Source organism: Thiomonas sp. 13-64-67 (assembly GCF_002282795.1).
GTDB classification, from domain to species: Bacteria; Pseudomonadota; Gammaproteobacteria; order Burkholderiales; family Burkholderiaceae_C; genus Thiomonas; species Thiomonas arsenitoxydans.
The window spans coordinates 1-6,961 of sequence record NZ_NCKP01000078.1 but is presented as its reverse complement, the minus strand read 5'-3'; the positions used below and the strand labels follow the sequence as shown (position 1 = coordinate 6,961).

Below are 6,961 nucleotides of genomic sequence, written 5' to 3'. Positions count from 1 at the left end.
CTCCTGCCTAAAAAGTAGGCAGGGCTAGTAAAACACCTGGGTCAGTTTTGGATCGGCACAACCTCGAAAAGTGGGTCAGTTTTCAGTCGGCATCAACACCCCAATAGCTCTCGAACACTGGGGGCGCCGAAAATGCGGGCGACGGCCTCGTTCGCCTCGGCAATGATGGCCCCCGGATAACGGACCATCACCACACCCGCGACCGTATTGCCCAGCAGACAGGCGTGTTGCCGTTGCAGTCTGATCTGGCTATCGCGCAGATCAAGTCGATCGAGACCGTTAGACAGATCGTCGGCCAAATCCAGCAAGATCCGCTGCAGATCGGGAGTGACTGCCGCGGAATCCACGAAGTAAAGGTGCAACACCGCCCATACGGTTTTGCTGCGGCGCAAGGGCAGCGCGGCTCCGGCATTCAGGCCGAAGCGTTGCAGGCGTTCACGCCAAGGGCTCAGAGAAGCCGCGTGCTGTGCGTCACTCGTGAAGATCGCCCGATCTTCGCGCCAGGCCACACCCGCACTCCCCTGCCCCTCCGGCACCGAGGCATCGGAACTTAGGGTGAGATCTTTAACGTAATCGACTGCCGCACCGGCCTTGGCCAAAAAAACGAAGCGGCCCTGTGAATCGGGGCGACCAATCCAGGCCAGTGCAATGCCAGCATCGCGTACCGCGAGACGACAGGCTCTTTCCAGCAGATCGGACACATCACTGGCCTGTGCGATTGCTTGATTGATGTGCGCCAATAAGGCGTTGAACCTCGCAAAGCGAGCATTCTTCTCCAAAAGACGCTCTCTGCTGCGCAACAGGCGGCTGATGGCAAACGCCGCAAGAACGAAAAGGCCGAGAACAATGAAGCGCCCAAACAAACGTAACGCCAGCCCCTGGCGATAGAGCTGCCAGACCTTTGCTCTGGGCCAGGCCACCCTCACAAAAAGGGGCAACCCGTTGATGGGCTCCACGACACTGTGATCGCCAGCGTGGGCAGGCTGCGGTACAGGCCCTGTTGTCGGACTTTTCATCAGACGACCATCGCGCTGATCCAGCACGCTCATCGTCCAGCCCTGGGGGGACAACTCAGCGAGCAGGGCATCGATGCGATAGGGCGTGCCAATGAAATACAAGGTCTGGCCGTGCGCATCTCGCATGCGATAGCGCATCGACACCACGTCGGCATGAAAGCGCTTGGCATAGTGGTCTTGTCCCAGAAACTCATCGGGACGGCCAGGCAGTGCCGTGAAATCCTCCGGGCGAAAGATCGGCTTGGTGGATTGCGCGTGACTCGACCAGGCGATACGTTCGCCATCGGGTGTCAGAACATTGATCGCGAGGATCTCAGGGTGATTTGCAACATAGCGTCGGAGCAGAGCCTGCGCCCGGGAGTTCAGTGCTTCGGGCGCTTGTTCGCCCACAATGGCCTTGGCGACAAAGGCCAATTGTTGAAATTGCTGCATCAGCCGCAGTTGGATCACCTCTCCCTCGGCCAAAGCGGCATGCCGGGCTTGCTCGCTCACCACCTCACGCGCTTCCTCGAAATCCAGCCGCTCCTGGTTGATAAACCAGATCACCGTGAAAGCGACGGGCAGCCAGAGCAGCACGCGAACCGCGGTTTTGCGCAAGGACGCCTTCATCGGGGGTTGCTGCGCGTGATCCCCGCGCTGAATGGATGCAGGCCAGTTCGTCGGCCGGAAATGAGAATGCGCTGCATGGATGAAATGAAGGAGCGGCCTGCAGGGGCTACTCAGTTGTATTGACGGGAGGTACGCCGCAGTTTGTAAAGTCGATCACACAATCCTACACAGGCCGTGATCTTGAAGATGTCACTCTTGTGATGAATTTGCGGTGGCGCCGTCTTTGGGGCGATGCTCCTTGACCCGGCAACCACCGTCATTTCATCTTGGAAGCGCCCGCATGACCAATTCGGCCTGCGCAACCAGGCTGGTGAAGCTCTCAAAACCCTCGGGAGTCAGGGGACGGCCAGAAGGTTTTCGGTCGGCATAAAAAAAGCCAACCGCTCTCTGGTCAATGGAGAACGTCCCTGTGAAACAGTCCAGGGTTTCACTGGCACGGATCAAAAAATCCGGACCTGGCGTGTTGACGTCATGCCAGATGACCATCTGGGGTTTCAGCCAGGATTCCATCTCAGCCCCCCATTCCCATTGGAAGCGCTGCCGCAGGCTGTCTGTTGCGGGTCCTGTGGCCATCCTGGCTTGAAGTCGGGTCCGATCTGGAGACAAAAGGCAAAACACGCAGCGATCGAGACCGACCGCCCGGTACAACCCTTCCAGACAGGTTTCCAGCAATATGGGAAGGTCCTTTCGCGACGTGGCGACATGGCCCATTTCGGTGAGTACCCGTAACTGTTGGTGGATGACGGGCATGTGGAAATAGCCCTTCTCATCTGGGGCGAGTGTGTCCAGAATCTCCTCGCCGTACTGTAGCTCCGCAGGAATCACTTGAGCGGCTTGGCGAGCTCCGAGCGCGGTCGCCAACGCGGCGGCTTCCGTCGCATTGGCTTGCAGAAATTCCAGCGTTTCGGCGTCCGGGGTTTTGAGCAGCACAGCGATGTCGCGCGTTGTTTGCCGCGTCGCTGAGATCAACCAGCCCTGCGGAGAAACCAGGCTGAGTTGGCGTGCCAAAGCGACTTCTGGGGAATCCTGAAGCACCGATGCCAGGCTCCAGTTTTGCAAAAGCTCGCGCCCCAATTGCGTCAGGGTGATCCCCAAAACCTTCAATTCGGCTTTGGCCGGTGCTGTGCCTGATTGCAGTTCACGCTCGAGCTGATCGGCCATCTCGTTTCCGAAACACCAGAACGCCATTTCACCAATGCCGCTCAGCAAGGCTTCGACGAACAAACGCTCCACGGCGTCCTTGTTCATCTGCTGGCGTCTGCCCAGGTCACGTGCCTGCACCGCGGCATGCAGTGATCGGCCCAGCGCCTCTTGTACCCGGTGTCCGTACTGCGTTGCAGCGGAGAGTGTTTCAACCGTCAATGCAGAAATGCAGAGTGAGCGAATCGCATTGACCCCCAGAATGACGACCGCCCGGCTGACCGTGACGACCTTGGCATGGCCGCTATGGCCAAGGTGCGCTGCGTTGGCGGCGCGCAGCACCCGCGAGGTCAATGCCGGATCTCGCAGAATCACTTCGGCCATCTGGTGGCCAGACAAGACATCGCTGTCCGCTGCCGTCAAGACTTCTTGCAAGGTCAAACCAAAAGCAGGAAGATCTTTTTCTGCGATGGATCGGATCAGGCGCTGGCTGGGTAAGGTTGGAGCTGCGGGCATGGATGGCTAACTTGAACCGTAATAGGGATGCCCCCCAGGTTGAATGGCAAACCTGAAAGTGCAATCGATGGATTGAGTCCGTTTCAACTGAAGAACTTGCCGAGCGCAATCGAGACCGAGGTGGCCCCTGTCAGACCGATGGACGGGTTCTGGTTGCAGACTTCGTCGTAAGGCTGCATGCTGCAAGATTGTTAGACGCTCCAAGGCTCAACAAAAAGGTCCTACGGCTCAGCACTGAGTTGTCCAAGTTATCCATCTGTCTCTTCCATTTCCTGCAAGCGCAGTGATTCGAAACGACGCGTCTCGTCTTTTGAATATCGGCACGTTGGGTGAAAACTTGAGAAGGTCTGTGCTGACGCCTTCATCAGAAGCTACCGGGCGTACATGGCTGATCTCGCTGCTCGGCGCTGACCATTCAATCTGACGCGGCTTTTCCGCTTGCGCCAGCGCAGCCATTTCCTCTGATGAGAAAACACGTCCTGGATCCAGCAAAGTGACAAAGCCCACTTTGTCCAGTTTGGCCATGCCGAGAATGAAGTCTGAATGCACTGCCGCTCCGAATTTTGGAGAGGGTTCGATTTCCGCTGCCTCGAGTTCCAATACTGCGTTGACGGCATCTACCAGGACACCGATCAATTGCGCGTCTTGCTGCCCCTGAGTTTCCATCATCACGATGCAAGTTCGGACATGGAGGTCTGTGGCGGGCCAGCCACATCCTCAGCGCAAAAAGTCTTGGATCTCGGCAAGAAGGGCTTCCGGTGCCTCTTCGGGGATGTAGTGTCCGCTGTCCAACTCGCGGCCCGTGACATCTGTGGCAACTTGTCGCCATTCATGCAGAGGATCGAACAAACGACCGACGATCCCATGTCGCCCCCATAAAACGCGTAAGGGACAGGCAACACTTTGACCGTGTTCCCGGTCGTGCTCCAGATCGATGGTGGACGATGCCCGGTAGTCTTCGCACATGGCATGCACTGCGCCGGGGCTGCGGAGTGCGGATCGGTAGGCTTGTTGTACTTCAGGCGTAAAGGGGGCCATGCCGGCAGAGCGATTTCCCATGACCGCATCAATATATGCATCGGGATTCGCTCCAATGAGGAGTTCTGGCAAGGGCTCCGGTTGGATCAAGAATAACCAATGAAAGTAGGCCGTGGCGAAAGCACGATTGGTCTGCTCATACATCGCCCGCGTCGGGGCAATGTCGAGGAGGATGGCTTTGCGCACGGCACGCGGGAAGTCCAGACATAGTCTGTGAGTGACACGGGCACCTCGGTCATGGGCACAAATGAAAAATGTCTCGAAGCCGAAGGTACGCATCACAGCCACCTGATCAGCCGCCATGGCCCGCTTGCTATAAGTGCTGTGATCAGCCAGCCCTTGCGGTTTTGACGATACGCCATTGCCGCGCAAATCCGTGGCGACGACGGTGTAACGCTCGGCCAACCTCTATCAGCTAGCTTGTGCCAGATGACATGGGTTTGAGGGTGGCCATGCAGCAATAGCAAGGGAGGGCCGCTTCCTCCGATGCGTCCTGCGATGGTGACGTCACCGACTTGAACCGTGAATGGCTGAAAGGCTTGGAACATGAGCATGTCAGTCTGGGCGTGCAATCCATGGAACCTCTTGCCAAATCTTTGATGTCCCGAAGACAAGAGGGAAAAAGGTGACTGGCGCGGGGGCTGTGTTGGAGGATTACAGCGGCTGATATCTACTCCTGACGCCCCACCTGTCTAGGGCGACAGCTTCTTCACTTCATGCTTCGTGGCTTCGTACCCATGCTTTGCCCCATTGGCGACGTCGCTACCGACAACTTTGCCAGCATGAACGACAGCGTGGCCAGTTTGAGAGCCAACCTGCACGACCTTCTTACCGACGTGGACGGCATCTTTCTTGACGTTGTGGGCGTACTGGCCGACCGTTTCAGCATGGGCGGCTGCGGCCATGGCAAAAAGCACGGCGGTTGCAAAGACGTAGTGGATTTTCATGAAAGTTCTCCGGGTGTGAGGTTGAACGCTCCCCGTGACCGACGCAGTGCCGATGACCTGCGCCTCTTAAAACTTCGTGTGCTGTGTGCAAATTGTGCCAGCACAGCGTAAGCCTCTGGCTCGCCGTCATCATCCCAGATCGCTATCCTTGCCCCCGACACGTTCCCCGTTGCCTCCGTCATGAAAATATCTGCCCGCAGCAAGATGATCAAGCACGTCTATCAACTGCATGTCCAACTGCTCTACGTCGAGCCGAGGATCTGGCGGCGGCTGTGGGTCCCGGACAACCTGACGCTTGCTGGCCTGGACCAGGTCATTCAGACCGCCATGGGCTGGTCGAACAGTCACCTGCACGAATTCGAGATCGACGGTCAGCGTTATGGCATGAGCCTCGACGAGTACCCCATAGAAAAACCTGCCAAGCTCGACAAGGACCACCGGCTTTCAGACGTCTTGGGCAAGAACGTCAAGACCTTCATCTACACCTATGACTTCGGCGATGACTGGCGGCATGTCGTGACCTTCGAACAGATTCTCAAACCCGATCCGGAGCTCAACACCTGGTCGCAGTGCATCGAGGGGCAGAACGCTTGCCCGCCAGAGGATGTCGGTGGAGTTTCAGGCTACATGGACTTTGTGGAAACTGTCCTTGACCCGACCCACGAGGAGCACAAGGCCATGCGGAAATGGTTCGGCGGTCCGTTTGACCCGCAGAGCTTTGACGTCAACGCGGTCAACATTGCGTTGCGGGAAGTGGAGGACTGAGTAGTGGGCTACCAAGATCGAGATTGGTACAAGCAACAGCCTCCTCCGAGTCGGGCACCAGTCCCAGTGAGACGCGGGACAAGTGTCTTTGCCATGGTCATTGCTTGGCTGGCCATCGGCGGCCTTGTGTACCTCGCAGTTATCCACTTTGTTCCCGGCTTCGCCCCACCACAGGTCAGGAGCGAAGGTGCCAACGAACTCTTGCTACGTGCTGACTGGTCAGGTGGCTATGGCGTGGCTGGTTCTATCAATGGCGTTCCTGTGAAATTCATGATCGACACAGGGGCTTCAACAGTGTCGATCTCGCAGGCGATGGCGCAGCAGATGGGAATCCAGGGCTGCATGGGCGGTGTCTCCTCTACGGCAAACGGCAAGGTTGCGATTTGCATGGCAACGGCCAAGACCCTGGTCTTCGGGCCGTTTGAGGCACAGAACGTCCGCGTCGCTGTCATGCCGCGACTCGAGGGGAGGGCGTTGCTGGGCATGAACGTCCTGAGCGTGTTGCACATTACGCAGAGCGACGGGAAGATGGTGATTGCTGCGCCAACACAATGAATGCGGCGAGAAATTTGCCGATTCTCCAGCTAAGAACTTATCCGTAAATAGATAAATGGTAAGCGTTTGCCGAACCCATCTTTTCAATGAGTCTGAGCTGAGCGAAGCTTGAGTTTTTTTGGAGGCTCCATGCGATCAGACAAACTCAGTGAAGAGCGGATTGACGAGATTCTGGCGATTCTTGATGAACTCAAAGCCAGCGGGATGAAGGCCGAAGCGTTTGCGCAAAGCAAGGGGCTGGGTTACGGGCAACTGCGCGGCTGGCTGTCAAGCGCACCGCGCTGGCGCGCCCAACGCGCGGGTCTGGCCCTGCCGCCTCGGCGCAGCGCCTTCGTGCGCGCCCACTGCAACCCGTCCCCCGCTGCGGCTGCGGAG

At 57.7% G+C, this 6,961-nt stretch carries 6 protein-coding genes and 2 pseudogenes; 3 read left to right on the top strand and 5 right to left on the bottom strand.

Annotation, left to right across the window (positions count from 1 at the left end; genetic code table 11):
* Positions 1-92 precede the first annotated feature (92 nt).
* From B7X30_RS14050 to B7X30_RS14030, 5 genes and pseudogenes are all read right to left on the bottom strand, one after another.
* A complete protein-coding gene (locus B7X30_RS14050) occupies positions 93-1,613 on the bottom strand; it encodes a GAF domain-containing protein (RefSeq protein WP_286731367.1) in 1,521 nt (506 codons plus the stop codon).
* A 273-nt stretch (positions 1,614-1,886) separates the two neighbouring features.
* Entirely contained in the window at positions 1,887-3,281 is a 1,395-nt protein-coding gene (locus B7X30_RS14045; protein ID WP_286731366.1) for an HDOD domain-containing protein, read from the bottom strand.
* Positions 3,282-3,509: 228 nt separating this feature from the next.
* A pseudogene (locus B7X30_RS14040) lies at positions 3,510-3,980 on the bottom strand (chemotaxis protein CheW); the annotation flags it as partial.
* Between the two features lie 18 nt (positions 3,981-3,998).
* A pseudogene (locus B7X30_RS14035) lies at positions 3,999-4,873 on the bottom strand (alpha/beta fold hydrolase).
* Between the two features lie 138 nt (positions 4,874-5,011).
* Positions 5,012-5,266, bottom strand: a complete 255-nt coding sequence (locus B7X30_RS14030) for a hypothetical protein (protein ID WP_286731364.1) — start codon at positions 5,264-5,266, stop codon at positions 5,012-5,014.
* A gap of 180 nt (positions 5,267-5,446) precedes the next feature.
* Between B7X30_RS14030 and B7X30_RS14025 the strand changes: the two genes are divergently transcribed.
* The 3 genes from B7X30_RS14025 to B7X30_RS14015 all read left to right on the top strand — a co-directional run.
* Positions 5,447-6,031, top strand: coding sequence for a plasmid pRiA4b ORF-3 family protein (locus B7X30_RS14025; RefSeq protein WP_286731362.1), 585 nt, complete (start codon positions 5,447-5,449; stop codon positions 6,029-6,031).
* A 93-nt stretch (positions 6,032-6,124) separates the two neighbouring features.
* The gene (locus tag B7X30_RS14020) at positions 6,125-6,586 is read left to right on the top strand and encodes a retropepsin-like aspartic protease family protein (RefSeq protein ID WP_286731361.1); all 462 of its coding nucleotides are present in this window, start codon (positions 6,125-6,127) and stop codon (positions 6,584-6,586) included.
* Positions 6,587-6,715: 129 nt separating this feature from the next.
* On the top strand, positions 6,716-6,961 hold a 246-nt coding region (locus tag B7X30_RS14015), incomplete at its 3' end, for an IS66 family insertion sequence element accessory protein TnpB (protein ID WP_286731359.1).

Coding starts and splice junctions, on each gene's coding strand:
- B7X30_RS14020 (WP_286731361.1), top strand. CDS start 6,125: ATGGTCATTGCTTGGCTGGCCATCGGCGGCCTTGTGTACCTCGCAGTT.
- B7X30_RS14030 (WP_286731364.1), bottom strand. CDS start 5,266: ATGAAAATCCACTACGTCTTTGCAACCGCCGTGCTTTTTGCCATGGCC.
- B7X30_RS14025 (WP_286731362.1), top strand. CDS start 5,447: ATGAAAATATCTGCCCGCAGCAAGATGATCAAGCACGTCTATCAACTG.
- B7X30_RS14045 (WP_286731366.1), bottom strand. CDS start 3,281: ATGCCCGCAGCTCCAACCTTACCCAGCCAGCGCCTGATCCGATCCATC.